The organism is Streptomyces sp. NPDC020747, from assembly GCF_044334695.1.
Lineage (GTDB): Bacteria > Actinomycetota > Actinomycetes > Streptomycetales > Streptomycetaceae > Streptomyces.
Genome location: NZ_JBIRTJ010000002.1, coordinates 453,073 through 476,876 on the forward strand (window position 1 = coordinate 453,073; position 23,804 = coordinate 476,876).

The following is a 23,804-nucleotide window of genomic DNA, read 5'->3' on the forward strand; positions in this document are numbered from 1 at the left end:
CCTGCGGTTCCCCACCGGCATCGCGGTGACGGTCCTCAGTCCCCGTTGACCGAGTGGGCGATCCGGTCGCCGATCTCCTTGTCGATGTTCCGCCAGTACTGCAGCGCACGCTCCAGCACCGGCCGGGACACATCGGCCCGCAGATGCCCGCTGACGTTCGACACCAGCCGCTCACGCTGGGCGTCGTCGAGGACGTGGCGGACCATCGTCCCGGCCTGCCCCCAGTCGTCGTCCTCCCGGTGGAGCTTGTACGCCTCGCGCACCAGCTCCCCGGCGGTCTGCCAGCTCGCCGGGTCGCCGAACCGCCCGTAGTCGGCCGCGGGTCCGCCGTAGGAGTTGGGCGCGTACGGGCGGGCCGTGTCGGACGCCTCGTACCGCATCGGGCCGTCCTTGGCGTACGAGTTGACCGGCGCGTGCGGCCGGTTGGGCGGCAGCTGCGCGTAGTTGGGGCCGATCCGGTACCGATGGGTGTCCGGGTACGAGAACAGCCGGCCGAGCAGCATCTTGTCCGGCGAGGGGCCGATGCCCGGCACCAGGTTGGACGGCTCGAAGGCGGCCTGCTCGATGTGGACGAAGTAGTCCTCGGGGTTCCTGTCGAGGGTCATCCGGCCGACGTCGATCAGCGGGTAGTCCCCGTGCGGCCAGACCTTCGTCAGGTCGAACGGGTTGAAGCGGTAGTCCGCCGCGTCCTCGAACGGCATGATCTGGACCTTGAGCGTCCAGCTCGGCGCGTTCCCGGACTCGATCGACTCGTACAGGTCCCGGCGGTGCTTGTCCGCGTCCGAACCGGCGAGTTCGTCGGCCTCGTCCTGCGTGAGGTAGTCGATGCCCTGGTCGGTCTTGAAGTGGTACTTCACCCAGAACCGCTCACCGGCGCCGTTGATCCACATGTAGGTGTGGGACGAGTAGCCGTTCATGTGGCGGTACGTCTTCGGGATGCCCCGGTCGCCCATCAGCCAGGTCACCTGGTGTGCCGACTCGGGCGAGAGCGTCCAGAAGTCCCACTGCATGTCGTTGCTGCGCAGCCCGGTCGCCGGGTGGCGCTTCTGCGAGCGGATGAAGTCCTGGAACTTGATCGTGTCACGGACGAAGAAGACCGGGGTGTTGTTGCCCACCAGGTCGTAATTGCCATGCTCGGTATAGAACTTGAGCGCGAAACCGCGGGGGTCGCGCCAGGTGTCGGGCGAGCCCTGCTCGCCGGCGACGGTCGAGAAGCGCGCCAGCATCTCCGTGCGTTTCCCGGGCTGGAACAGATCGGCCCTGGTGAACTGGCTGATGTCATTGGTGACTTCGAAGAATCCGTACGCGCCACTGCCCTTGGCGTGCACCACCCGCTCGGGGACCCGCTCCCGGTTGAACTGGGCCATCTTCTCGATGAGGTAGTGGTCCTGGAGCAGGATCGGGCCGTCGGGACCGACGGTGAGCGAGTGTTCGTCGCTCTCCACCGGAATTCCGACGTTGTTCGTGGTGTACGGAGCTTTCTGGGGTGCCTGCGTCACGAGCGTCCTCCCGTCAAGAAGAGAGTCGTCAGGTCGCTTCGGCCACCCCAGCAGTCAACTCCGCCGACGGGATGTCGGCAACATTTGGACGCGGTCCGATTCCGGTCACATTCCGGTTCGATCCTCATCCGGCTGCCGGGGGGCGTCCCTCGTGGGTACCCCTCGGCCGTGGTTCAACCCAGCCGTGATTCGACTCAGCCGTGGTTCAACTCGAACCAGACCACCTTGCCAGTGCTGAGCCGGGTCGCGCCCCACCGCCTGGCCAGCTTGTTCACCAGGTAGAGCCCCCGGCCGCCCTCGTCCGTGGCCCGCGCCTGCCGCAGCCGCGGCAACTGCGGCACGTCGTCACCGACCTCGCAGCGCAGCACGTCCGTACGGAGCAGACGCAGCGTGACCGGCCGTGACGTGTAGCGCACGGCGTTCGTCACGACCTCGCTGACGAGCAGCTCCAGGGAGTCCGTGAGCTCCTCCAGGCCCCAGCGGGAGAGCGCCTTGCGGGCCAGCCTGCGGGCCCGGCCGGGCGCCGCGTCCTCGGGGTCCAGATGCCAGAACGCGACGTCGCTCGGCGCGATCCCGTCGAAGCGGGCGGCGAGCAGCGCGATGTCGTCGTCCCGGTCGCCCGGGCCGAGCATGTCGAGCACCTCGTCGCACAGCGCCTCAAGGGGCGGCGGATGGTCGGGGCCGGTCAACGCCGCGGTGGCCGCGATCCGCTCACGCAGCTGCTCTATCCCGGTCCACACGTCACGCAGCCGCGACTCGACCAGACCGTCGGTGTAGAGCAGCAGGGTGGCACCGGCGGGCGCGTCCAGCTCGACCGCCTCGAAGTCCACCCCGCCCACACCGATCGGGGCGCCCGGCGGTACGCGCAGGACCTCGGCCCTGCCGCCCAGGTGCAGCAGGACGGGCGGGGGATGGCCCGCGTTGGCGATGGTGATGCGGTGCGCGACCGGGTCGTACACCGCGTACAGGCAGGTCGCCATGCGGTCGGTACCGAGCCGCTGGGCCTGCTCGTCCAGGTGGTGCAGGACCTCCTGCGGGGGCAGGTCGAGCCCGGCGAGGGTCTGCGCGGTCGTCCGCAGCTGGCCCATGATCGCGGCCGAGGTCATGGAGTGGCCCATGACGTCACCGACGACGAGGGCGACCCGGCTGCCGGGCAGCGGGATCGCGTCGTACCAGTCACCGCCGACCCGGGCCGTCTCCGCGGCCGGCAGATACCGGGACGCCAGTCGTACGCCGGTCGGCCGGGGCAGCGTCTCGGGCAGCATCGTGCGCTGCAGCTCGTCGGCGATGTACGCCTCGCGCCCGTACAGCACGGCCTTGTCGATGCCGAGCGCGCTGTGCGTGGCGAGCTGGGCCGCGACGAGCAGGTCGTCGGTCTCGAAGGCGGGCCGGTCCGGGCGGCGCAGGAACAGCGCGGCGCCGATCACGCGGCGACGGCCGCGCAGCGGGGCGAGGATCGCCCGCTGGCCGCCGGGCACGGTCAGGTCCTCGCCGATCAGCTCGGGCAGCGCGGCCCGTGCGGCGGGCGCGTCCGCGAAGACGGGCCGCACACCGCGCAGCACCTCGTTCAGCGCGCCACCGGGCCGTACGGTGCACAGCTCGGCGGTGATGCCGAGGTCGGGCTCGGGCTGGAGCGCGGGCAGCAGGAAGCCCTCGGTGTCCCGGTCCTCCGGGATCCGGTCCGTGCGCCGCAGCCGCAGCACGACGGGCCCGGTGGGCCGCTCGTCGCCGACGGGCAGCGGATCGCGCAGATAGACGAGGATCGCGTCCGAGAAGGTCGGCACGGTGGCCCGGCACAGGCCCATCACGATCTCGTCGAGGTCGATGCCGCGGGCGATCCGCCGGGTGGCGGCCCCCACGAAGCGCAGCCGGTCGCCGTCCCGGCGCATGGGCATCGGAGTGCCCGGCGCGGGCACCTGCCCCGTACGCCGCTCCTTGCCGCTCTGGACCACGGCCGCCTCGGCACCCGGCTGGGCGGCACCCGGCTGGGCCGGGACGGCCTCGGGCGCGGGCCGCGGGCGGTGCGGGTCCGGCTCGGTGACGGACGACTGGGAATGCTCGGCCCCCGAGCCGGCGGGAGCGCCGGTCGGGCCGTGACCGCCGGAGGGCGCCGGCGGGCCCTGGCTGCCTGCCGGGGTGTCGGACGCGGCGGGCGTGCCCGTGGCGGCGGCGAGGGCGTCCGAGGGCGTGGGGGAGCCGGTCGGGCACTGGCCGTCGGAAGCGGGCGCACCCGGGGTCCCGGGCGAGGTCGGGGCCTCGGCCGGCCGTCCCTGTGCGGGTAGACCGGTGGAGCCCTGCGTCGGCTCCGAGGTACGCAGAAGCGCCCCGCGGGGGTCCGCGGGGGCGGTGGGCCGGGCAGCGCTTGGCTGGCGGCGCTCGTGGGAGGTGGGGTGCTCCGTCACGCGTGTCGAATCCATCCGTCCGGTGCTGCGCGCCGTGCGTGCAGTTCGTCCCGCAGAAATCCCGATACCCGGAATGCGTGCCCCGGGAACGGAATCACCGCGTGGTCAGACAGCCTCTCAGAAGAGGGACCGTAGGGCACCGGCGGGAACAGCCCGTCCGGCCGTCTCCTGACCGTACCGCTGTGGCCCTCGTACCCCTCGCTCACGTCCTGCCGCCCCTCGGTGACGTTCGGTCAAGCCCAGCGTGTGCTCCGGGAGTTGTCGCCTCGCGCCCGCCCGCCACCCGACCACCACTCCTCAACGACGGTGCTGCGCACCGACCGTGACTGTTCGTTGCGGAGGACGATCCTACGGTTCTACCACGGGGGCACATCAAGGGTCTCATGTGGACACGTGCGCGGGCGTACGATCCCAGTCGTCCGGCAATGACGGTACGGACCAGGACGGATCCGGGCGCCAGTGCTGCCAGCCGTCCGACAACGGCGGGCCCCAGGCGCGGATCACCTCCACCGCGGCCCGGCCGGCCTCCCGCACCCGCGCGGCCAGTCGGTCGTCCATCAGGCCGTCCCGCTGGGCCTGCGCGAACTCGTCCTCGTCGCGCCAGTCCCAAGTCCGGTCCGGGTTCACCGAGATGTCGAGGAAGTGGTCCTCGGAGTCCACCCCGCCGGCCCATCTGGCCAGCGGTTCCTCCAAGTTGACGTACCAGTTCTTGAACTGCCAGCCCGGCTCCCAGAACAGCCACACCGACCACGGCTCACCGGGCCGCGCCAGCTTCAGCACACCGGTGCCGAACCAGTGGCCGCGCTGCACGGTCCTCGGCTTCGTGTAGCGGGACTCCAGCGGCTCCACGTGCACGGGCGTACCGTCGGCGAGGACGGGCTTCACACACTCCGTCCCCGGGGCCAGCCACACGGCGAGCAGCTCCTTGTCGTCCCGCACGACGGTCACGGGACGCACGATGTGGAAGCGTTCGCCGGCGTTCTCCCGGTAACGCCACAGGATCCGACTCCCGGGCTTCCAGTACGCCGCCGACCCGCCCGCTTCCACGTCTGCCACCGCTCCACCCTCTGCCATGAACAGATATTAGGTGCCCATGGCATACGACGCTGCGGCGCGCGTCACGGTTCGCGCGCCGGGCCGGATGACGTTACGGGCGCGTCATCCGCAGGACATCCAGGGCCTCGTCCAGCTGCTCCCGGGTGAGGTCGCCGCGCTCCACGTAGCCCGACTCCAGGACGACCTCACGGATGGTCTTCCGCTCGGCGAGCGCCTTCTTGGCGACCTTCGCGGCCTCCTCGTACCCGATGTACTTGTTCAGCGGCGTCACGACGGACGGCGACGACTCGGCGTACTCCCGGGCCCGCTCACGGTCGGCGGTGATCCCGTCCACGGTCCGGTCGGCGAGCAGCCGCGAGACGTTCGCGAGGAGCCGGATCGACTCCAGTACGTTCCTGGCGATGACCGGCAGCATCACGTTGAGCTCGAAGTTCCCGGAGGCTCCGGCGGTGGCGATCGTGGCGTCGTTCCCGGTCACCTGCGCGGCGACCATCAGTACGGCCTCGGGAATGACCGGATTCACCTTGCCGGGCATGATCGACGAACCGGGTTGGAGGTCGGGCAGGCTGATCTCGGCCAGACCGGTGCGGGGCCCGGAGGCCATCCACCGAAGGTCGTTCGCGATCTTCGTCAGCCCGACCGCGATGGTCCGCAGCTGGCCACTGGTCTCGACGATCCCGTCCCGCGCCCCCTGCGCCTCGAAGTGGTCGCGCGCCTCGGTGAGCGGCAGCCCGGTGCTCCGCGCGACCTCCGCGATCACGGCGGCGGAGAACCCGGGCGGGGTATTGATCCCGGTCCCGACGGCGGTCCCCCCGAGAGGCAGCTCGGCAAGCCGGGGGAGGGACGAGTGAAGCCGCTCGATCCCGTACCTCACCTGGGCGGCATACCCGCCGAACTCCTGCCCGAGCGTCACCGGCGTCGCGTCCATCAGATGCGTACGCCCGGACTTCACGACGTCGGCGAACTCCTCGGACTTACGGGTGAGCGCGTCCGCGAGGTGCTCCAGGGCGGGGACGAGATCGCGGGTGACGGCGGCGGTCGCGGCGATGTGGATGGACGAGGGGAACACGTCGTTGCTGGACTGCGAGGCGTTCACATGGTCGTTCGGATGTACGTCCCTGCCGAGCCGTTCCGTCGCCAGCGTGGCGATGACCTCGTTCGTGTTCATGTTGGAGGAGGTCCCGGAGCCTGTCTGAAAAACGTCCACCGGGAAGTGCTCGTCCCACTTCCCGTCCACGACCTCCGCGGCCGCCTCCTGGATCGCCTCCGAGACGTCCTTGTCCAGCACCCCGAGCCCGGCGTTCACCTTGGCCGCGGCCGCCTTGATCCTGGCGAGGGCCTCGATGTGCGCCCGCTCGATCCGCTGCCCGGAGATGGGGAAGTTCTCGACGGCACGCTGGGTCTGCGCCCGCCATTTCGCGTCCGCGGGCACGCGGACCTCACCCATGGAGTCGTGTTCGATCCGGTAGTCACTCATGAGACGTACAGCGCCCCCGCCGCCCCTACCCATTCCCGTCCCCTGGAGGCTCCGCCCCCAGACCCACGCATCGGCCTAGCGGCCTCGTCCTCAAACGCCGGACGGGCTGAATTGGGGGCGCGGGGAACTGCGCAATCTTTTGGCGGGGGTTCGGGGGCGGAGCCCCTGAAAAGGGACGGGAATGGGTAGGGGCGGCGGGGGCGAAAAAAGTCCTGCCGTGACCAACCGGCTAGCCCAGCCCAGGCCCCCGCACAGGAATAGACGTGAACGTGGGCGCCGGCGCCGGATCCTTGAAGAAGTCGTTGCCCTTGTCATCGACCACGATGAACGCCGGGAAGTCCTCCACCTCGATCTTCCACACGGCCTCCATCCCGAGCTCCTCGTACTCGACGACCTCGACCTTCTTGATGCAGTCCTGCGCGAGCCGCGCCGCAGGCCCCCCGATGGACCCGAGATAGAACCCACCGTGAGCGTCACACGCGTCAGTGACCTGCTGCGACCGATTCCCCTTGGCCAGCATCACCTTGGACCCACCGGCCGCCTGGAACTGCGACACGTACGAGTCCATCCGCCCGGCCGTGGTGGGCCCGAACGACCCGGACGCGTACCCCTCGGGGGTCTTGGCCGGCCCCGCGTAGTACACGGGGTGGTCCTTCAGGTACTGCGGCATCTCCTCGCCCGCGTCCAGCCGCTCCTTGATCTTGGCGTGCGCGATGTCGCGCGCCACGACGAGCGGCCCGGAGAGGGACAGCCGGGTCTTCACCGGGAACTTGGTGAGCTCGGCGAGGATGTCGTCCATGGGCTGGTTGAGGTCGATCTCGACCACGTCGGACGCCTCGTCGAGGTGCTCCTCGGTCGTCTCCGGCAGGAACCGCGCCGGGTCGGTCTCCAGCTGCTCCAGGAAGACGCCCTCGGCGGTGATCTTCGCGACGGCCTGCCGGTCCGCCGAACAGGAGACGGCGATGGCGACCGGGCAGGACGCCCCGTGCCGCGGCAGCCGCACCACACGCACGTCGTGGCAGAAGTACTTGCCGCCGAACTGCGCGCCGATCCCGATCCGCTGCGTCAGCTCGAAGACCTTCTCCTCCAGCTCCTTGTCCCGGAAGCCGTGCCCGAGCTCGGAGCCCTCGGCGGGGATCTCGTCCAGGTAGTGCGCGGAGGCGTACTTCGCGGTCTTCAGGGCGTACTCCGCGCTCGTACCGCCGACGACGATCGCCAGGTGGTACGGCGGGCAGGCCGCGGTCCCCAGGGAGCGGATCTTCTCCTCCAGGAACTTCATCATGGAGGTCTCGTTCAGAACGGCCTTCGTCTCCTGGTACAGGAACGACTTGTTGGCCGAGCCGCCGCCCTTGGCCATGAAGAGGAACTTGTAGGCGCCGCCGTCGGCCGCGTACAGCTCGATCTGCGCGGGCAGGTTCGACCCGGTGTTCTTCTCGTCCCACATGGTGAGCGGGGCCATCTGCGAGTACCGCAGGTTGAGGTTCAGGTAGGCGTCGTAGATGCCGCGGCTCAGCGCGGCCTCGTCGCCGCCCTCGGTGAGCACGTTCTGCCCGCGTTTGCCCATGACGATCGCCGTGCCGGTGTCCTGGCACATGGGCAGGACGCCCGCGGCGGCGATGTTCGCGTTCTTCAGGAGATCCAGCGCGACGAACTTGTCGTTGCCCGACGCCTCGGGGTCGTCGATGATGCGCCGCAGCTGGGCGAGGTGCGCCGGCCGCAGGTAGTGCTGGATGTCGTGGATGGCCTCGGCGGCGAGCTTGCGCAGAGCCTCCGGCTCCACCTTGAGGAACGTGCGTCCGTCGGCCTCGAAGGTGGAAACACCCTCGGCGGTCACCAGCCGGTAGGGGGTGGTGTCCTCTCCCTGGGGGAGCAGATCGGTGTACACGAACTCAGGCATCTCGCCCACATTCCTTCATCGACAGACAGCGGCCGGCCTCCGTTGGCGGGCGCCCACCAGCGTAGAACCTGCTACTGACACCGAGCTTGTGAGGTAAGGCTCAGTTCGCCGTCCACACCCTCTAGTCGCGATCTATCGCGTTTGGGTACGCTGCTGTCGTGGACCTAGAGAAGCGCACCTCACCCGCACCCGACCTTCGGAAGCAGACCGACCTCCGGGCGTCCGACGCCGACCGCGACCGGACGGCGGACATCCTGCGCGAGGCCCTCGCCGAGGGCCGCCTCACCGCGGAGGAGCACTCCGAGCGGGTCGAGGACGTCTTCCGCGCCAAGACCGTCGGCGAGCTGGAACCACTCGTGGCGGACCTGCCGGTGGCCCACCGGTCCCACCCGGCGGCGACGTTCGCCCCGGCGCCGAACCGCCCCACCCCGGGCACGGTCCCCCCGGTCGCCGAGGAGAACGTGGTGGCGGTGTTCAGCGCGGCGGTCCGCAAGGGCCGCTGGCGCATAGGCCGCCGCACGCACGCGTACGCGATCTTCGGCACCGTGGACATAGACCTCAGCGAGGCGGTCTTCGAGCACCAGCAGGTAGTGATCAAGGTGATCTCGGTGTTCGGCAACGTCGAGATCCGCGTCCCGGAGAACGTGTCGCTGCGCGGCAACGGCGGCGGCGTCCTCGGCAACTTCGAGGTGGACACGCTGGATTCGCCGGACCACGACGCACCCGTGGTGTACGTGGACGGGCTGGCCATACTGGGAAATATCGAGGCAAAACCCAAGCGCGGCAAGCTGATCGAGGACATCCTCGACCGGGTCGGGGACCGGGTGAACGCCAAGTTGCGCAAACACCTCGGGCATTGACGGTCGCGAATTTCCCGGCGAGCGGAGGGTATTGGTCCAGTAGTGACGGTCCAGTGCCGGTCGGGATCTCCCGCGCTTCGGAACTGAGTGCATAGGCGCGCGTACAGCGGGTAGGCCTTGCTGCATCGTCTCTCGCTCGCGAAGCCGTCGTCAGGAGTAGACCGTGCTGCATCCGCCGCATCAGTCCCTGCAGGTCGCTGCCGTTCCGCCCCAGTCGGTGCCGGTGCGCGAGAGGGACCAGGACGCCCCTTGGCACACGGAGGCCGTGTGCCGCCGGGACGAGGCCGGGCTGTTCTTCGCGCCCTCGAAAGAACCAACCGCGGCCCGGCTGTCCCGGGAGGAGGCGGCCAAGCGGGTCTGCGCACGCTGTCCGGTGATGGTCGAATGCCGCGAGCACGCGCTGCTGCAGCCCGAGCCGTACGGGGTATGGGGCGGCCTCACCGCCGCCGAGCGCCGAGTGGTCCTGGCCCGGCGCCGCCGCCGCGACCTCGAACTGCAGAAGGCGGCCCGTGCCACAGGCCCGATAGCCGCCGCCGGCTGACTCTCACACCGATGGGGCGCCCCTCCGCACAAGGGGCGCCCCATCGGCGTACGAGAATCAGCCGTTGCCGTACAGCGCCGGTGAACGGCGCAGCCGGCGAACCTACTTGGCGCGATCGAAGTCGATCGCGCTGTACGCCCGCAGCTTCGCCAGCCGGTGCTCCGAGTTGATCTGCCGCACCGTCCCCGACTTGGACCGCATCACGATCGAGTCGGTCGTCGCGGTCTCGGGGCGATAGCGAACCCCCCGCAGCAGCTCACCGTCGGTGATCCCGGTCGCGACGAAGAAGACGTTCTCGCCGGAGACCAGGTCGTCGGTGAACAGGACGCGGTCGAGGTCGTGCCCCGCGTCGACGGCCCGGGCGCGCTCCTCGTCGTCCTTGGGCCACAACTTGCCCTGGATCGTGCCGCCCAGGCACTTCACCGCACAGGCGGAGATGATGCCCTCGGGCGTACCGCCGATACCGAGCAGCAGGTCGATGCCGGTGCCCTCGCGCAGCGCCAGGATCGAGCCCGCGACATCGCCGTCGGAGATGAGCTTGATACGGGCGCCGGTCTCCCGGATCTCCTTGATGATGCCGTCGTGACGCGGCCGGTCGAGGATGACGACCGTGACGTCCTCGGGCGTGACGCGCTTGGCCTTGGCGACCCGGCGGATGTTCACGGACACGGGCGCGTTGATGTCGACGAAGTCGGCGGCCTCCGGGCCGGTGACCAGCTTGTCCATGTAGAAGACCGCGGACGGGTCGAACATGGTGCCGCGGTCGGCGGCGGCCAGCACCGCGATCGCGTTCGTCATGCCCTTCGCGGTGAGCGTGGTGCCGTCGATCGGGTCGACGGCGATGTCGCACTCGGGGCCCGTCCCGTCTCCGACGCGCTCCCCGTTGTAGAGCATCGGGGCCTCGTCCTTCTCGCCCTCGCCGATGACGACGACGCCGTTCATCGAGACGGTGGAGACGAGGGTCCGCATGGCACGTACGGCCGCGCCGTCGGCGCCGTTCTTGTCGCCGCGGCCGACCCAGCGGCCCGCGGCCATGGCGGCGGCTTCGGTGACCCGGACGAGCTCAAGGGCGAGGTTTCGGTCGGGGGCCTCGGACGGGACCTCGAGTTCGGACGGCAAGTGATGCTCGGTCATCGGAGCGCACCTTTCTGATACGGCGACGGCCGGATGAGGGTTCGGCCCGACTCTATCCTCAGTCCGACAAAATGAGCAGGGGGGCCCACGGATGAGCAGACCAGTACACCTGCGACGATGGGGACGTGGCAGGTATGAAAGGCAAGCAGTCGGTCCGGGACATGGTGTTGTCCCTGGGCCTGATCGGCATGGTCGCGGGATTCATCTACGTCTTCATTCCCAATGACGACTCGGAGCCCCCTCTCAAGCGGGTCGACTACCGCGTGGAACTCCTCACGGCACGCCGCGCGGCCGCCTATCCGGTGGCGGCGCCCGAGGGGCTGTCCAAGGAGTGGAAGGCGACGTCGGTGCGGTTCCAGGGCGCCGACTTCGACGCGTGGCACCTCGGCTTCCACGACCCCGACGGTGAGTACGTGGCGATCGAGCAGTCGACTCAGAAGCCCGTCACGTTCATCGACGACGCGAGCCAGGGTGCCGAGGAGACGAACGAGACGCAACGCATCGGCGAGCACTCCTGGCAGCGGTACGAGGGCCCGAAGTACGACGCTCTCGTCCTCCAGGAGAAGGGTTCGACGACGGTGGTGACAGGCACGGCGTCCTTCGCTCAGCTGACGAAGATGGCCCAGGCCCTGAAGACGGAGTAGGCCCGCTGGGCCCGTACGCATGACGACGGCCCCCGGCGTTCGTGCCGGGGGCCGTCGTCATGCGTACGGAGGGGGTCGGACCGTGGAGAGGGTCAGACCGTCGTGATGACCTGGTCGGCCTCCAGGCGCGGGGAGCGCGGGAACCAGGCGTCCTCGGCCGGCCGGCCGATGTTGACCACCATCAGCGGGGTGTGGTCGCCGTCGAGGAACTCCTTCTGGACGCCCGCGAAGTCGAAGCCCGTCATCGGGCCGGCGGCCAGGCCGGCGGCGCGGACACCGATGATGAAGTACGCGGCCTGCAGCGCGGCGTTGAGGGAGGCGGCACCCTCACGGGCCGGGCGCTCGGCGAAGAAGACGTCCTTGGCCTGCGGGAAGTGCGGGAAGAGGTGCGGGAGTTCCTCGTGGAACTCGTTGTCCGCGGAGAGGATCGCGACGAGCGGGGCGGTGGCCGTCTTCGGCTGGTTGCCCTCGGCCATGTGCTGCACGAGGCGCTCGCGGGCCTCGGCGGAGCGGACCAGGGTGATGCGCAGCGGGGACTGGTTGAAGGCGGTCGGGCCGAACTTGACCAGGTCGTAGATCGCCTGCACCTGCTCCTCGGAGACCGGCTCGTCGGTGAAGGCGTTCGCGGTGCGGGCCTCGCGGAACAGCAGGTCCTGGGCGGTGGGGTCAAGGACGAGGGACATGAATCAACCTTTTCGGGGAGGGCGTCGAACCCCGTCGGGGGATCGCCTTGCACTCCCGAAGGTACGTCGGTGAAGTTTAGTGTTCAACCAAAACTGGAGCATGGTGATCCGATTCACAGGCGCGAGGGTTGGCGAAGCGGCTGTGAACGTGAGCACGAAGGGTGTTCTTGGGAGGGGTTTCCCATGGCTGACGGCCACCAGCTATTCGGAGCCGGAGCCGGCCACAGGACCCCGAGCTACCCGGAGCCAGCCGCGGGACCCCGCGCTACTCGGAGTCGGAGTCGCCGGACTCCTCCCCGGCTTCCTCCCCCGCTCCCGCCAGAGCCGCGTCGAGGCGGGCGCGGGCGCCGTCCAGCCACCGCCGGCACACCTTGGCCAACTCCTCGCCCCGCTCCCACAGGGCGAGCGATTCCTCAAGCGTCGTACCGCCCGCCTCCAGGCGTCGTACGACCTCGATGAGCTCGTCCCGTGCCTGCTCGTACCCGAGCGCCTCGTCCGTACTGCTGGTCATGCGCCCACCCTAGGGTCTGTCTCGGACATCGACTCGTACCGTGAACTCGCCCTCGGCGACCCGCGCCCGCAGGGACTCGTCCGCCGTCACCTCGTCCGGGGACCGGACCGCGTGGCCGTCGGACGTCTGCAGCACGGCGTAACCCCGCTTGAGGGTCGCGGCGGGGGAGAGGGCCACCACGCGCGCGTGCGTGTGCGACAGCTCCGAATCGGCTCGGTCGAGGAGGTGCCCGAGCGTGCGGCGGCCGCGGTCGAGCAGCGAGGCGACATGGTCGGCGCGCTCGTCGACCATCCGGTGCGGATCCTCTATCGAGGGGCGGGCCAGCGCGTGAGCGAGGCCTCTCTCCTCCCGGTCGATGAGGGACTCGACGCTGCGGCGGGCGCGGTCCCGCAGGAACTGGACGCGCTCGTACTCCTCGCCGACGTCCGGAACGACCTTCTTCGCCGCGTCGGTGGGGGTGGAGGCGCGCAGGTCGGCCACGTGGTCGAGCAGCGGGTTGTCGGGTTCGTGCCCGATGGCCGAGACGACCGGTGTACGGCAGGACGCGACCGCCCGTACGAGCTGCTCGTCCGAGAACGGGAGCAGGTCCTCCACGCTGCCGCCGCCGCGCGCCACGATGATCACGTCCACGCCGTCGAGCGCGTCCAGGTCCTTCACCGCCTGGACGACCTGGGGGACCGCGTGGACGCCCTGAACGGCGACGTTGCGCACCTCGAAGCGGACGGCGGGCCAGCGGTGGCGCGCGTTCTCCAGCACGTCCCGCTCGGCGGCGGAGGCACGGCCGCAGACGAGTCCGATGAGCTGGGGAAGGAAGGGCAGCGGCTTCTTGCGTTCGGCGGCGAACAGCCCTTCGGCGGCGAGGGACTTCTTCAACTGCTCCAGCCTGGCGAGCAGTTCACCCACACCCACCGGCTTTATCTCGGCGGCCCGCAACGACAACTGCCCACGCGGCGCGTACCACTCGGGCTTTGCGAGCACGACGACCCGGGCGCCCTCGCTCACCACGTCGGCGACCGCGTCGAACACCTGGCGGTAGCAGGTCACGCTCACCGAGATGTCGTACGACGGATCGCGCAGCGTCAGAAACACCACCCCCGCCCCCGGCCGCCGCGACAACTGGGTGATCTGCCCCTCCACCCACACCGCCCCGAGCCGGTCGATCCACCCCCCGATGAGCCGCGACACCTCACCGACGGGGATGGGGGCGTCCGAGGACGTGTTGAGAGCCATGCGGCGAGCGTAGCCGCCACCTCGGACATCGCGGTCGAGCACCTTCAGCCCGTCCGGCGTTCGAGGACGAGGCCGTTCAGCCCGATCGCCCACCCACCCCCGTCCCACCCAGCCCGTCCGGCGTCTGAGGACGAGCGCGTCAGCGCGATGCGGGGGTCTGGGGGCGGCAGCCCTCAGAAGGGACGGGAACGGGTAGGGCCGGCGGGGGCGAAATCCCCAGGTCAGCGATCCGCAGGCGCTCGCCCTCGCTGTGCCACCAACACCCCCACCCCGACAACCAGCCACACCGCCCCCACCACCTGCGCAGTCCCCGAAGCCTCGACGATCACGGCCACAGTGATCGCCGCCCCCACAACCGGCATCAGCACATGCCGCCACCACACCACAGCCCCACCCCGCCGCCGCACGGCGAACCACCCCACCACGCTCGCGTGCAGCAACGTGAACGCGGTCAACGCCCCGATGTCGACCACCGACACCAGATGGTCCATCCCGTCGTCCCGACGAGCGGCCCACACCGCGGCCACCATCGTGATGACGGCCGCGAAGAGCAGAGCCACCCGCGGCACCCCGGAGTCCGTCCGGGACAGAGCCCGCGGCAGCCGCCGGTCCCGGGACATCGCGAACAGCAGCCGCCCGGCCGCCGCCTGCCCGGCCAGCGCCGCGAACGCCGCCCCGATCGCCTTGCTCACGGCCACCAGATCGTGCAGCCACGTCCCGACGGAGGCGTCCACGGCGTCGTAGAACGCCGACCCCTGCTTGCCCGGATCGGCGGCGAGCTGCGCGGACGACAGTGGTTCGAGCAGGGCGATGAGATACGTCTGCGCGATGAACAGCACACCGGCGAGGGCGAGGCAGAACAGCACCGCCCTGGCCACCTTCTCCGAACTCCCGGTCACCTCCTCGGCGAAGGAGGCGATCGCGTCGAAGCCGAGATAGGAGAGCACGGCGATCGACACGGCCCCGACGACGGCGGACAGCGCGAACGCCCCCTGGGAGCCGTCCCCCGACAGCGGCGACAGCCACCCCCGCTGGGCCCCGTCGCGCGCGAGGACGACGACCGCCGACACGACGAAGACAAGGAGGACCACGATCTCCATCGCGAGCACCAGGAAACCGACGCGCGCGGCGGCCCGTACGCCCCACAGGTTGAGCAGTGTCGTGACGACGACGGCGAGTGCCGTCCACACCCACCGCGAGACCTCCGGGACCAGGGCGTTCATCGCGATCCCGGAGAAGAGGTACGCCACCGCGGGGATGAGGAGGTAGTCCAGCATCGCCATCCAGCCGGCGACGAACCCCGCCTCCTTTCCGAGCGCCGCGCGCGCGTAGGCGAACACCGAACCCGCCTGGGGGACCACGCGCACCATCTGGGCGTAGCTGAAAGCGGTGAACGCCATCGCGACCGTGGCGACGACGTAGACCAGCGCGACCGCCCCGTGCGACCTGGCGTCGAGGGTCCCGAAGATGCCGACCGGCGCCATGGGGGCGATGAACAGCAGCCCGTAGACGACCAGATCGCGGAAGCCGAGATTCCGCCGCAGGCTGTGTTCGTCGCGGTCGCCGTGTTCGTCGTCGGCCGCGCGGGCTGAGGCATCCGTGCCGGACATCCGTACCTCCCGAGAGTCGCGCCTGGCCCCACCCCTCCCAGCTCCCGACCAGTCTCCCCAAGGCGGCGATCTTTGACGCGCAGGGCGCGGCCTTACGATGGGACACATGACTGCTTCGACTGGCCGCCGTGTCCTCCTCGCCGCCCCCCGTGGCTACTGCGCGGGAGTCGACCGTGCCGTGATCGCCGTCGAGAAGGCCCTGGAGCAGTACGGGGCCCCGATCTATGTCCGCCACGAAATCGTCCACAACAAGTACGTCGTGCAGACCCTGGAGAAGAAGGGTGCGATCTTCGTCGAGCGGACGGCGGAGGTCCCCGAGGGGTCCATCGTGATGTTCTCGGCGCACGGCGTCGCCCCGGTCGTCCACGACGAGGCCGCGGCCGGAAAGCTCGCCACCATCGACGCGACCTGCCCGCTGGTCACCAAGGTCCACAAGGAAGCCGTCCGCTTCGCCAAGGAGGACTACGACATCCTCCTGATCGGGCACGAGGGCCACGAGGAAGTCATCGGCACGTCCGGTGAGGCGCCCGAGCACATCACGCTCGTCGACGGCCCCGAGGACGTCGCCAAGGTCGAGGTGCGCGACCCCTCCAAGGTGGTCTGGCTCTCCCAGACCACGCTGTCGGTCGACGAGACCATGGAGACGGTCGACGCCCTCAAGGACAAGTTCCCGCAGCTCATCTCCCCGCCCAGCGACGACATCTGCTACGCCACGCAGAACCGCCAGATCGCGGTGAAGAAGCTCGCCGAGGACGCTCAGCTGGTGATCGTGGTCGGCTCGAAGAACTCCTCGAACTCGATCCGCATGGTCGAGGTCGCCCTGGACGCGGGTGCCTCCGCCGCGCACCTGGTGGACTTCGCCGCCGAGATCGACGAGGCCTGGCTGGAGGGCGTCACCACCGTCGGCCTGACCTCCGGCGCCTCGGTCCCGGACGTACTGGTCGACGGCGTACTGGAGTGGCTGTCCGAGCGTGGCTACGGCGATGTGGAGACGGTGAAGACGGCCGACGAGTCGATCACGTTCTCCCTCCCCAAGGAACTGCGCCGCGACCTGCGCGCCGAGGCCGCCGCCCTGGTGGCGGAGCGCACCGCAGGCACCCCCTCGGCGGAGTGACTGTCCGTCGTACGACGTAACGTAGAGCCATGCAGATCTTCGGTGTGGACATCGGCGGCTCAGGGATCAAGGGCGCTCCCGTGGACCTGGACGTGGGCGACCTGGCGGAGGAGCGCCACAAGGTGCTCACGCCGCATCCCGCGACCCCCGACGCGGTGGCGGACGGCGTGAAGGAGGTCGTCGGCCACTTCGGCTGGACGGGCCCGGTCGGGATCACCTTCCCGGGCGTGGTCACCGGCGGCGCCACCATCCGCACGGCCGCCAACGTGGACAAGGGCTGGATCGACACGGACGCCCGCGCGCTGCTCGGCGACCGGCTGGGCGGACTGCCGGTGACCGTGCTGAACGACGCGGACGCGGCGGGCGTCGCCGAGATGCAGTTCGGCGCGGGCCGCGACCGCCAGGGCACGGTCATCCTGCTCACGTTCGGTACGGGGATCGGCAGTGCCGTCTTCGTGGACGGCGTCCTGGTGCCGAACACGGAGCTGGGCCACCTGGAGCTGAACGGCCACGACGCGGAGAAGCACGCGTCCACCAAGGCCAAGGAGGACCACGACCTCTCCTGGGAGCACTGGGCCCACCGCGTCCAGAAGTACCTCGCCCATGTGGAGATGCTCTTCTCGCCCGAGCTCTTCATCATCGGCGGCGGAGTCAGCCGCAAGTCCCAGAAGTTCCTGCCCCTGATCGAGGGCGTCAAGGCGGAGATCGTCCCGGCCCAGCTGCAGAACAACGCGGGGATCGTGGGCGCGGCGATGCGGGCGGCGAAGGCGGACTAGCGACCACCGTCGGCGACGCCGGGCGCCGACCGCCCCAGGGGGATCCAGGGAGATCCGGGGGGACCCAGGGGGCTGGAACCTCAGGCGGCTGCCCGGCGCCGCTGCGCCGCACGGCGGCTCATCATCCGTACCTTGCGCACGGTGACGATGAGCCCGGCGACCAGCGTGCCCCCGTACAGCCACCCCGCGTGCAGCGCGAGAGCGGTGACCAGCCCCATCACCCGCCCGAAGAATCCTCCACTGCTGTCCGCGATCGGCAGCAGCCCGACGGCGAAGGCGATCGGCACGGCGACGACCGCCGTGACGAGGTCGGCCCGCCGCACCCACACCGCCGTCAACGCGCACACGGGCAGGAACAGCACCCCGTAGACGACGAGCGAAGACCCGAACAGCAGTGCGTCGAGACAGGCCAGCGCGAACATCACCGCGGCACAGAACAGCCCGCTGCCCAGCCCGGTGAGCCGGGGGTTGGGGAACCGGCGTACGGCCTGCACCAGCGGTGACCCGGCCGTCGCGGTCCTCGGGACACCGGCCCCGGCCCCGGGCTGTCGGGCCGTGCGGGTCCCGCCCCGTCCGGCCTGCGGGGGAAGGGGCGTGCCGCGTCGCTGCGGCGGTGACTGAGGGGGACGAGTTCTGTGTTGCTCCACAGGTCCAACTTAGGTCGGGTTATGTGCGGAATAGGTCCCGGGACACGCGCTTTGGCCGACCTTGGCCAAGCGTTCGATACGTCGCCGGTACGGGGCGCGGAACGCCGTAGACTGGTGGATCGTCTGGATCGTCCTCCACCCTTACGTACCGGGAAGTCGCAACGTGTCGCTCACGATCGGAATCGTCGGTCTGCCGAATGTCGGCAAGTCGACCCTGTTCAACGCCCTGACCAAGAACGACGTGCTGGCGGCCAACTACCCGTTCGCCACGATCGAGCCGAACGTAGGCGTGGTCGGCGTCCCCGACGGCCGCCTGACCAAACTGGCGGAGATCTTTGGCTCCCAGAAGATCCTCCCGGCCACGGTCGACTTCGTGGACATCGCGGGCATCGTGCGCGGCGCGAGCGAGGGCGAGGGCCTCGGCAACAAGTTCCTCGCGAACATCCGTGAGTCCGACGCGATCTGCCAGGTCATCCGTGCTTTCAAGGACGAGAACGTCGTGCACGTGGACGGCAAGGTCTCGCCGAAGGACGACATCGAGACGATCAACACCGAGCTGATCCTCGCCGACCTGCAGACCATCGAGAAGGTCCTGCCGCGCCTCCAGAAGGAGTCGCGGATCAAGAAGGACGTCGTGGCGAAGGTGGCGGCGGTCGAGGCGGCCAAGGAGATCCTGGACGGCGGCCAGACCCTCTTCGCCGCGGGCATCAAGCAGGACTCGGACCAGGAGGCCCTCCTCCACGACCTGCACCTGCTCACCGTCAAGCCGTTCCTCTACGTGTTCAACGTCGACGAGGACGAGCTGACCGACGACGCCTTCAAGGCCGAGCAGAGCGCACTGGTCGCCCCCGCCGAGGCGATCTTCCTCAACGCCAAGCTGGAGGCGGACCTCGCCGAGCTGGACGACGAGGAGGCCCTGGAGCTCCTCCAGTCCGTCGGAGTCGAGGAGCCCGGCCTCGCCACGCTCGCCCACGTCGGCTTCAACACCCTCGGCCTGCAGACGTACCTCACCGCCGGCCCCAAGGAATCCCGGGCCTGGACCATCAAGAAGGGCGCCACCGCCCCCGAGGCCGCCGGAGTCATCCACACCGACTTCCAGAAGGGCTTCATCAAGGCGGAGGTCATCTCCTTCGAAGACCTCGTCGAAACGGGTTCAGTAGCCGAGGCCCGCTCCAAGGGCAAGGCCCGCATGGAGGGCAAGGACTATGTGATGCAGGACGGGGACGTGGTGGAGTTCCGCTTCAATGTGTAACCGCTCGCGTGCTTTGCGTTAATTGATTCGTTAAGCGTGCAGGTCAGAAGGGGTCGGGCTCTGTCGAGTCCGACCCCTTCCGCCTTCCCGTGCTGACTTGGTGCTGACTTGGACTCGCGATGTCAGTTCGACCGGCCCGGCGCGAGCTTGTCGAGATCAAGGCTGATCTCGAACGGCAGGGGCCGTTGGAGGGTGTGGCGGAAGATTCCTGCCGGCGCGTACGATCCGCTCGACTTCGATGCCGTCGGGGGCCTGAGCCGTGAGTGCCACTGTGAGGCCAGTGACGAGGCGGCCGTGCCGCGACCGCTGCGGGGACATCATGAAGACGAGTGCTCCGTCGATCAGCTCTGTGTGGCGTGGTGCCTCGGGGAGGTGGTCCAGGTCCTCCGCGAACCAGCCTTCCGCGCGTGGCGGGCGCATCCAGTCGGGCAGAGCGGTCATGGCTCAACCGTAGCGACTCGGGGAGGCCCGGGCCGCGAGATCGCCGACGGTGGAATCGCCCTCCTGTCCCCGCGCCGTCCGAACCGCTGCCGCCAGTGCTGATTCTGGGCGGGCGGCGGTCTCGTGCACGGTGCTCATGGCGGGTTCTGACCGACCGCATGTGCTCCTGGCGCAGTGGCAGGTGTCATGGAAGTGGAGCGGTGCCCGAGGTGCACGACCCGCACGACCCGCACACCGTCGTCGATTGTGTGGACGACGTGGTGGTCACCCACGCGTAGGCGGCGCCGTTCGGGCTGGGACACGAGTGTGGTGGTGTTGAAGCCGAGTGGGTCGCTTTCCAGCTCGGTCGGCCTGGTCAGGATGTGGAGCGCCATGTCACGGGGGATCTTGTGCGGCTCCGCCTGGACCTCGGGCCGGAAGACGGTGCGTTGCTCGCTCATCGCGCTCCGACGTCCCACTGATGGCCCCGATAGCCGCAGACTCCGGTGACCGGGACCCGGTGCCCCTCGGCTCGGCTACCGGATCGCCGGGTCCCGGTGCTCGCGGACCGTCCAGCCGATCGTGCCGGGCTGTTCGCCGGCGCGGCGGGTGACGGCCAGGCCTGAGGCTGCTGCGGCGAAAGCCGAGCCGAGGCAGAGCAAGGAGCCCAGGAAGCCCGTCACTTGGCCGAGCAGGGTCGGTGCGGTCAGTGCGAACGCGGCCGACAGCCACAGGAGTTGGCGTCCGTGCACGTCCTGGCGGAACTTCGCGCGGCCGGGCAGGGCGACACTCGGCCGGTCGGGGGAGGTGGGGTGCAGGTTCACGGCGGCGCCGTTGACGGGGTCGGTGAGGTACCGGCGGGCGGCGTCGCGGGAGAGCTCGCCCCACACCACGTGCCCGGTGGAGGCGACGAGAGCTGCGGGAAGCCCCTTCTCGATCAGCTTCCAGCGCGTCGGCAGGCACAACCAGGCCTCATGACCGGCGAGTTGGAGTCCGGCCTGAAGCAGGTCCGTGCTGGTGCGACCAATGCCGGTGCCGTTGCCCGCCGGATACATGGGGTAGACCCGCAGTTGGACGCCGTCCTCGATCGATGACACTTCGAGCCACTGCGAGTGCTCGGCTTCGATCGTGCCGGGTTTGTCGCCACGCTTCTCGTACCGTGTCCAGACGGGTGCACCGATCCGTACGCGCACGGCGTGCACCTGCCCCTCGGCGGCGTCCGCGAACAGGACGCGCTGGAGGGGCCCCAGCCGGTGCCCCAGCAGGTCGGTCGCGACGTAGACGAACATAAAGAGGCCGAAGCCCAGGGCGAGGATGCCGACGAAACCCGTCAGCGGTCCCTCGTGCAGGGAGAATCCGAATCGCAGCATGGCGATCGGAGTGACGATCGTCAGTGCGGCGCCCGCCGCCAGTCCCCAGTCATGGGGCGGTTTGCGCAGCGAGCGCGGGATGGAGGCCGGCTCCGGCACAGGCGACTCGGCCCGCACCGCGGGCGCCGCCCGGCACGCCAGTATCCATCCGCCGACGGCCAGGGCGGCGACCCCGAGTGCCACGACGACGTCCCACCGGGGAGTGGGCACGCCGAGCCCTACAAGGGTGAGACCGATCGCGACGGCGGCCGCGACGAGTGCGAAGCCGCCGCATAAGCGGGTCAGGACGGTGGTACGTCGCATGGCGCGCACCTTTCTCCGGGAGCTCCGGTGACTGTGCTGTCAGGGGAGTGGGGGGAGGGGCGCGCTGTTTCGTCTGGTTCAGGGGGTGAGACGACATTCTCGACGGGCCGACCTGCATAAGTAAAGGGTCGGCCGACCCGGACAAGCAGGGTCGGCCGACCTGAAGTGCCAGTCTCTTCGAATTGTTCTCTTCGACTCGCGGGGCTCTCGACTCGCGGGACTAGCGCGGCGGGACCGGGCGGTCGTAGATGTTCTTCGGGGTCACGATTTCGGTGATCTTCTGGGCGAGGACCGAGGACGGCTCCTTGCCCTCGTAGGAGATGTCGGTGTTGAGGAGGACCACCAGGGTGGCCTTCTTCGACGGCAGGTAGACGGTCACGCTCTCGTAGCCGGGGATGGAGCCGTTGTGACCGATCCAGCCGTCGGACTCGAAGATGCCGAGGCCGTAGTTCGTGCCGGGGAAGCCGGTCGGCAGGGTCTTGAGCCGTTCCTTCTGGGTCTGCGGGCTGAGCAGTGTTCCGGTGGCGACGACCTTGGCCCAGCGGCGCAGGTCGTGCAGGTTCGAGATCATCGCCCCGGCCGCCCAGCCCCAGCTCGGGTTCCAGTCCGTGGCGTCCTCGACCTCGCCGCTCAGCGTCTGGTTGGTGTAGCCGCGCGGGTGCGGCTCGGGGAACTCGGCGTCCAGGGGGAACAGCGTGTGGCGCAAGTGGGCCGGGCGGAGCACACGCTTGTCGATGAAGTCGACGAGGTTGTGACCGCTGACCTTCTCGATCACCAGGCCGAGGAGGACGAGGTTGCTGTTGGAGTACTGGAACTGCTTGCCCGGCTTGAAGGTGTTCCTGTGCTTGAAGCCGTACGCGAGCACCTCACGCGGGGTGAACGAGCGAGTCGGGTCGCTCAGCAGATCGTGCTCGAAGTCCGGGTCGGCGCTGTACGGGAACAGGCCGCTGCGCATCTCGGCGAGGTGGCGCAGCGTGATCCGCTTGCCGCCCGGCACGCCGTGGATGTACTTGGAGATCGGGTCGTCCAGGCGGATCCGTCCGTCGTCGACGAGCTGGAGCAGCGCGGTGACCGTGAAGGTCTTGGTCTCGCTGCCGATCCGCATGTACGGGTCGGTGGTCATCGGCCTGCCGGTCGCGGTGTCGGCGACCCCGGTCGCGCGTACGTAGCATCCCTTGCCCGGCATCCACAGTCCGACGATGACACCGGGGATGTCGGCCTCCCGGCGGACGCCCGCGATGGCCTTGTCCAGCCGGGCGTTCAGCTTGTGACCGAGACCGTCCGACCGGCACTCGTCCTTGTCGTGCCGGTCGACGCCTGTGGCGGGGACCGCCGTGGCGGGGATCGCCGTCATCGGCGCCAGTACCGACGCCACGAGGAGGGCCGCGGTGAACAGCCGGCGGGAGGGGGTACGTCGCATTTCGGGGCGCCTCTTCCAGGTCAGGGGCTCGGACGGCAACGTCACCATCCGGACCCCGCGCGGAGGTCCCTGTCCGGTAATCGTTCCGGCGAGTCCACTCGTTCGGCGCCACCCCGGTTTCCCGGGTGGCCCACCCCGGAGCCCCGCGGGCGTCAAACGGGGCCGGTCCGATCAGGGGTCGGATCAGGGGCAGGCCCCCTTCGTGCGGGTGCGGGCGAAGGCGCGGGAGAAGGCGTGGGCCGGCGTGGAGCAGGTGTCACCGGGGGAGCGGGCGGGGGAGGCGCCGGCTCGGCGAGGGTGTGCAGGATGGCTCTGCGGACCGCCGCGATCCTGGGGTCCCTGCGGTATCCGTTGTGCCGCTCCAGGGGCCAGAAGACGGGCTGTGCGCGGGTGCGGGCATGCGACCGCCCGGTGTCGAGGTCCATCGGTGCCACCCCGTCCTTCCACTCCTGGTCGACACCGACGACCCACTCCTGGTCGACACCGCCGACGCCGGTCGGGCCGGCCAGCAGGTCGGTCTCGCGGTGGATGTTGACCCACGTCCTGAGCAGGCGGGTCCTGTCAGTGTCGCTGTCGCTGTCGCCGTCGTCCTCGTTGTGGACCAGGGCGTCGAGGGACTCGGCCGTGACATAGCCGGGGTAGTGGCGTGCGAACACCGCGCCGATCGGGCTTCCCGTGGTCAACAGGCCGATACGAGGCCGCAGTTCGGGCGGGATCTGCCACAACGCGGCCACGGCGATCACCGACCCCATGGTCCGAGCAGCCGGGCCCCGAAGTCGTACAGCCAGCCCGACACCCTGCTGTGCCGCGGAAGCCGGGGCTGCATCCACGTCACCAGGTTGATCAGCAGAAAGGGCAGCAGGAGCAGCCACATCGCCCGGCCCGCGCCGCCGATCGTGAGCCGGTTCCAGTCGTACACCTGCCGTTCGACGGGCGGATCGGTGTCGTCCTCCGCCAC

At 69.7% G+C, this 23,804-nt stretch carries 22 protein-coding genes and 1 pseudogene; 6 read left to right on the forward strand and 17 right to left on the reverse strand.

All coding sequences use genetic code 11. The features are described from left to right. Positions 1-35: 35 nt before the first annotated feature. The 5 genes from ACH4YP_RS07100 to ACH4YP_RS07120 form a co-directional block, all read right to left on the reverse strand. On the reverse strand, positions 36-1,499 hold the full coding sequence (locus tag ACH4YP_RS07100) for a catalase (RefSeq protein WP_361072936.1): 1,464 nt from the start codon (positions 1,497-1,499) through the stop codon (positions 36-38). Between the two features lie 194 nt (positions 1,500-1,693). Next, positions 1,694-3,916, reverse strand: a complete 2,223-nt coding sequence (locus tag ACH4YP_RS07105) for a SpoIIE family protein phosphatase (protein ID WP_361072933.1) — start codon at positions 3,914-3,916, stop codon at positions 1,694-1,696. 366 nt (positions 3,917-4,282) lie between these two features. Then, positions 4,283-4,975: a DUF402 domain-containing protein gene (locus tag ACH4YP_RS07110; RefSeq protein WP_361072930.1), complete on the reverse strand. Its 693-nt coding sequence runs from the start codon at positions 4,973-4,975 to the stop codon at positions 4,283-4,285. A gap of 73 nt (positions 4,976-5,048) precedes the next feature. Next, positions 5,049-6,434, reverse strand: a complete 1,386-nt coding sequence (locus tag ACH4YP_RS07115) for a class II fumarate hydratase (protein WP_398489742.1) — start codon at positions 6,432-6,434, stop codon at positions 5,049-5,051. A gap of 229 nt (positions 6,435-6,663) precedes the next feature. Further along, complete coding sequence (locus tag ACH4YP_RS07120) at positions 6,664-8,331, reverse strand: fumarate hydratase (protein WP_361061562.1); 1,668 nt, start codon at positions 8,329-8,331, stop codon at positions 6,664-6,666. 158 nt (positions 8,332-8,489) lie between these two features. Here ACH4YP_RS07120 and ACH4YP_RS07125 point away from each other — a divergent pair, with 158 nt between their 5' ends. Both ACH4YP_RS07125 and ACH4YP_RS07130 read left to right on the forward strand, forming a co-directional pair. After that, the gene (locus tag ACH4YP_RS07125) at positions 8,490-9,191 is read left to right on the forward strand and encodes a DUF1707 domain-containing protein (RefSeq protein WP_361061560.1); all 702 of its coding nucleotides are present in this window, start codon (positions 8,490-8,492) and stop codon (positions 9,189-9,191) included. 163 nt (positions 9,192-9,354) lie between these two features. Further along, positions 9,355-9,732, forward strand: coding sequence for a WhiB family transcriptional regulator (locus tag ACH4YP_RS07130; protein ID WP_361061558.1), 378 nt, complete (start codon positions 9,355-9,357; stop codon positions 9,730-9,732). Positions 9,733-9,834: 102 nt separating this feature from the next. On the opposite strand, the gene glpX is transcribed toward ACH4YP_RS07130, so the two are convergent. Beyond that, positions 9,835-10,866 carry a class II fructose-bisphosphatase gene (glpX, locus tag ACH4YP_RS07135; RefSeq protein WP_189837419.1) on the reverse strand — a complete coding sequence of 344 codons (1,032 nt, stop codon included), beginning with the start codon at positions 10,864-10,866 and terminating at the stop codon, positions 9,835-9,837. Between the two features lie 125 nt (positions 10,867-10,991). Here glpX and ACH4YP_RS07140 point away from each other — a divergent pair, with 125 nt between their 5' ends. Then, entirely contained in the window at positions 10,992-11,510 is a 519-nt protein-coding gene (locus tag ACH4YP_RS07140) for a DUF4245 domain-containing protein (RefSeq protein ID WP_361061556.1), read from the forward strand. A gap of 92 nt (positions 11,511-11,602) precedes the next feature. Here ACH4YP_RS07140 and ACH4YP_RS07145 read toward each other — a convergent pair whose 3' ends face one another. The 4 genes from ACH4YP_RS07145 to ACH4YP_RS07160 form a co-directional block, all read right to left on the reverse strand. After that, positions 11,603-12,193 (reverse strand): malonic semialdehyde reductase, encoded by a 591-nt coding sequence (locus tag ACH4YP_RS07145; RefSeq protein ID WP_143636673.1) that lies wholly within the window; start codon positions 12,191-12,193, stop codon positions 11,603-11,605. Positions 12,194-12,458: 265 nt separating this feature from the next. Beyond that, on the reverse strand, positions 12,459-12,704 hold the full coding sequence (locus ACH4YP_RS07150; protein WP_361061554.1) for an exodeoxyribonuclease VII small subunit: 246 nt from the start codon (positions 12,702-12,704) through the stop codon (positions 12,459-12,461). A gap of 9 nt (positions 12,705-12,713) precedes the next feature. Then, the gene (xseA, locus tag ACH4YP_RS07155; RefSeq protein WP_398489745.1) at positions 12,714-13,934 is read right to left on the reverse strand and encodes an exodeoxyribonuclease VII large subunit; all 1,221 of its coding nucleotides are present in this window, start codon (positions 13,932-13,934) and stop codon (positions 12,714-12,716) included. Between the two features lie 221 nt (positions 13,935-14,155). Beyond that, on the reverse strand, positions 14,156-15,544 hold the full coding sequence (locus ACH4YP_RS07160; protein ID WP_398489746.1) for an APC family permease: 1,389 nt from the start codon (positions 15,542-15,544) through the stop codon (positions 14,156-14,158). Positions 15,545-15,641: 97 nt separating this feature from the next. Here ACH4YP_RS07160 and ACH4YP_RS07165 point away from each other — a divergent pair, with 97 nt between their 5' ends. Together ACH4YP_RS07165 and ppgK are read left to right on the forward strand one after the other, a co-directional pair. Next, complete coding sequence (locus ACH4YP_RS07165; RefSeq protein WP_361070787.1) at positions 15,642-16,658, forward strand: 4-hydroxy-3-methylbut-2-enyl diphosphate reductase; 1,017 nt, start codon at positions 15,642-15,644, stop codon at positions 16,656-16,658. A gap of 29 nt (positions 16,659-16,687) precedes the next feature. After that, on the forward strand, positions 16,688-17,434 hold the full coding sequence (gene ppgK / locus ACH4YP_RS07170) for a polyphosphate--glucose phosphotransferase (RefSeq protein ID WP_361070790.1): 747 nt from the start codon (positions 16,688-16,690) through the stop codon (positions 17,432-17,434). 80 nt (positions 17,435-17,514) lie between these two features. Here ppgK and ACH4YP_RS07175 read toward each other — a convergent pair whose 3' ends face one another. Beyond that, the gene (locus tag ACH4YP_RS07175) at positions 17,515-18,081 is read right to left on the reverse strand and encodes a DUF6542 domain-containing protein (RefSeq protein WP_361070793.1); all 567 of its coding nucleotides are present in this window, start codon (positions 18,079-18,081) and stop codon (positions 17,515-17,517) included. 163 nt (positions 18,082-18,244) lie between these two features. Between ACH4YP_RS07175 and ychF the strand changes: the two genes are divergently transcribed. After that, positions 18,245-19,333 (forward strand): redox-regulated ATPase YchF, encoded by a 1,089-nt coding sequence (gene ychF / locus ACH4YP_RS07180; protein ID WP_361070796.1) that lies wholly within the window; start codon positions 18,245-18,247, stop codon positions 19,331-19,333. A 225-nt stretch (positions 19,334-19,558) separates the two neighbouring features. Here ychF and ACH4YP_RS07185 read toward each other — a convergent pair. From ACH4YP_RS07185 to ACH4YP_RS07210, 6 genes and pseudogenes are all read right to left on the reverse strand, one after another. Next, positions 19,559-19,774, reverse strand: a pseudogene (locus ACH4YP_RS07185) (Uma2 family endonuclease); the annotation flags it as partial. A 134-nt stretch (positions 19,775-19,908) separates the two neighbouring features. Continuing rightward, a complete protein-coding gene (locus tag ACH4YP_RS07190; RefSeq protein ID WP_398489749.1) occupies positions 19,909-20,214 on the reverse strand; it encodes a type II toxin-antitoxin system RelE/ParE family toxin in 306 nt (101 codons plus the stop codon). A gap of 75 nt (positions 20,215-20,289) precedes the next feature. After that, positions 20,290-21,426 (reverse strand): hypothetical protein, encoded by a 1,137-nt coding sequence (locus tag ACH4YP_RS07195; RefSeq protein WP_361070802.1) that lies wholly within the window; start codon positions 21,424-21,426, stop codon positions 20,290-20,292. A 220-nt stretch (positions 21,427-21,646) separates the two neighbouring features. After that, a complete protein-coding gene (locus ACH4YP_RS07200; RefSeq protein ID WP_361070805.1) occupies positions 21,647-22,846 on the reverse strand; it encodes a serine hydrolase domain-containing protein in 1,200 nt (399 codons plus the stop codon). Positions 22,847-22,998: 152 nt separating this feature from the next. Further along, entirely contained in the window at positions 22,999-23,598 is a 600-nt protein-coding gene (locus tag ACH4YP_RS07205; RefSeq protein ID WP_398489751.1) for a hypothetical protein, read from the reverse strand. Further along, a complete protein-coding gene (locus ACH4YP_RS07210; RefSeq protein ID WP_361070811.1) occupies positions 23,586-23,804 on the reverse strand; it encodes a hypothetical protein in 219 nt (72 codons plus the stop codon). Before ACH4YP_RS07210 ends, ACH4YP_RS07205 begins: the two co-directional genes overlap by 13 nt.

What these genes read in the sequence shown, in the direction of transcription:
- ACH4YP_RS07105 (WP_361072933.1), bottom strand. Translation starts at nt 3,916, where the DNA reads ATGGATTCGACACGCGTGACGGAGCACCCCACCTCCCACGAGCGCCGC.
- ACH4YP_RS07110 (WP_361072930.1), bottom strand. Translation starts at nt 4,975, where the DNA reads ATGGCAGAGGGTGGAGCGGTGGCAGACGTGGAAGCGGGCGGGTCGGCG.
- ACH4YP_RS07115 (WP_398489742.1), bottom strand. Translation starts at nt 6,434, where the DNA reads ATGAGTGACTACCGGATCGAACACGACTCCATGGGTGAGGTCCGCGTG.
- ACH4YP_RS07120 (WP_361061562.1), bottom strand. Translation starts at nt 8,331, where the DNA reads ATGCCTGAGTTCGTGTACACCGATCTGCTCCCCCAGGGAGAGGACACC.
- glpX (WP_189837419.1), bottom strand. Translation starts at nt 10,866, where the DNA reads ATGACCGAGCATCACTTGCCGTCCGAACTCGAGGTCCCGTCCGAGGCC.
- ACH4YP_RS07145 (WP_143636673.1), bottom strand. Translation starts at nt 12,193, where the DNA reads ATGTCCCTCGTCCTTGACCCCACCGCCCAGGACCTGCTGTTCCGCGAG.
- ACH4YP_RS07150 (WP_361061554.1), bottom strand. Translation starts at nt 12,704, where the DNA reads ATGACCAGCAGTACGGACGAGGCGCTCGGGTACGAGCAGGCACGGGAC.
- xseA (WP_398489745.1), bottom strand. Translation starts at nt 13,934, where the DNA reads ATGGCTCTCAACACGTCCTCGGACGCCCCCATCCCCGTCGGTGAGGTG.
- ACH4YP_RS07160 (WP_398489746.1), bottom strand. Translation starts at nt 15,544, where the DNA reads ATGTCCGGCACGGATGCCTCAGCCCGCGCGGCCGACGACGAACACGGC.
- ACH4YP_RS07165 (WP_361070787.1), top strand. Translation starts at nt 15,642, where the DNA reads ATGGGACACATGACTGCTTCGACTGGCCGCCGTGTCCTCCTCGCCGCC.
- ppgK (WP_361070790.1), top strand. Translation starts at nt 16,688, where the DNA reads ATGCAGATCTTCGGTGTGGACATCGGCGGCTCAGGGATCAAGGGCGCT.
- ACH4YP_RS07190 (WP_398489749.1), bottom strand. Translation starts at nt 20,214, where the DNA reads ATGAGCGAGCAACGCACCGTCTTCCGGCCCGAGGTCCAGGCGGAGCCG.
- ACH4YP_RS07195 (WP_361070802.1), bottom strand. Translation starts at nt 21,426, where the DNA reads ATGCGACGTACCACCGTCCTGACCCGCTTATGCGGCGGCTTCGCACTC.
- ACH4YP_RS07200 (WP_361070805.1), bottom strand. Translation starts at nt 22,846, where the DNA reads ATGCGACGTACCCCCTCCCGCCGGCTGTTCACCGCGGCCCTCCTCGTG.
- ACH4YP_RS07205 (WP_398489751.1), bottom strand. Translation starts at nt 23,598, where the DNA reads ATGGGGTCGGTGATCGCCGTGGCCGCGTTGTGGCAGATCCCGCCCGAA.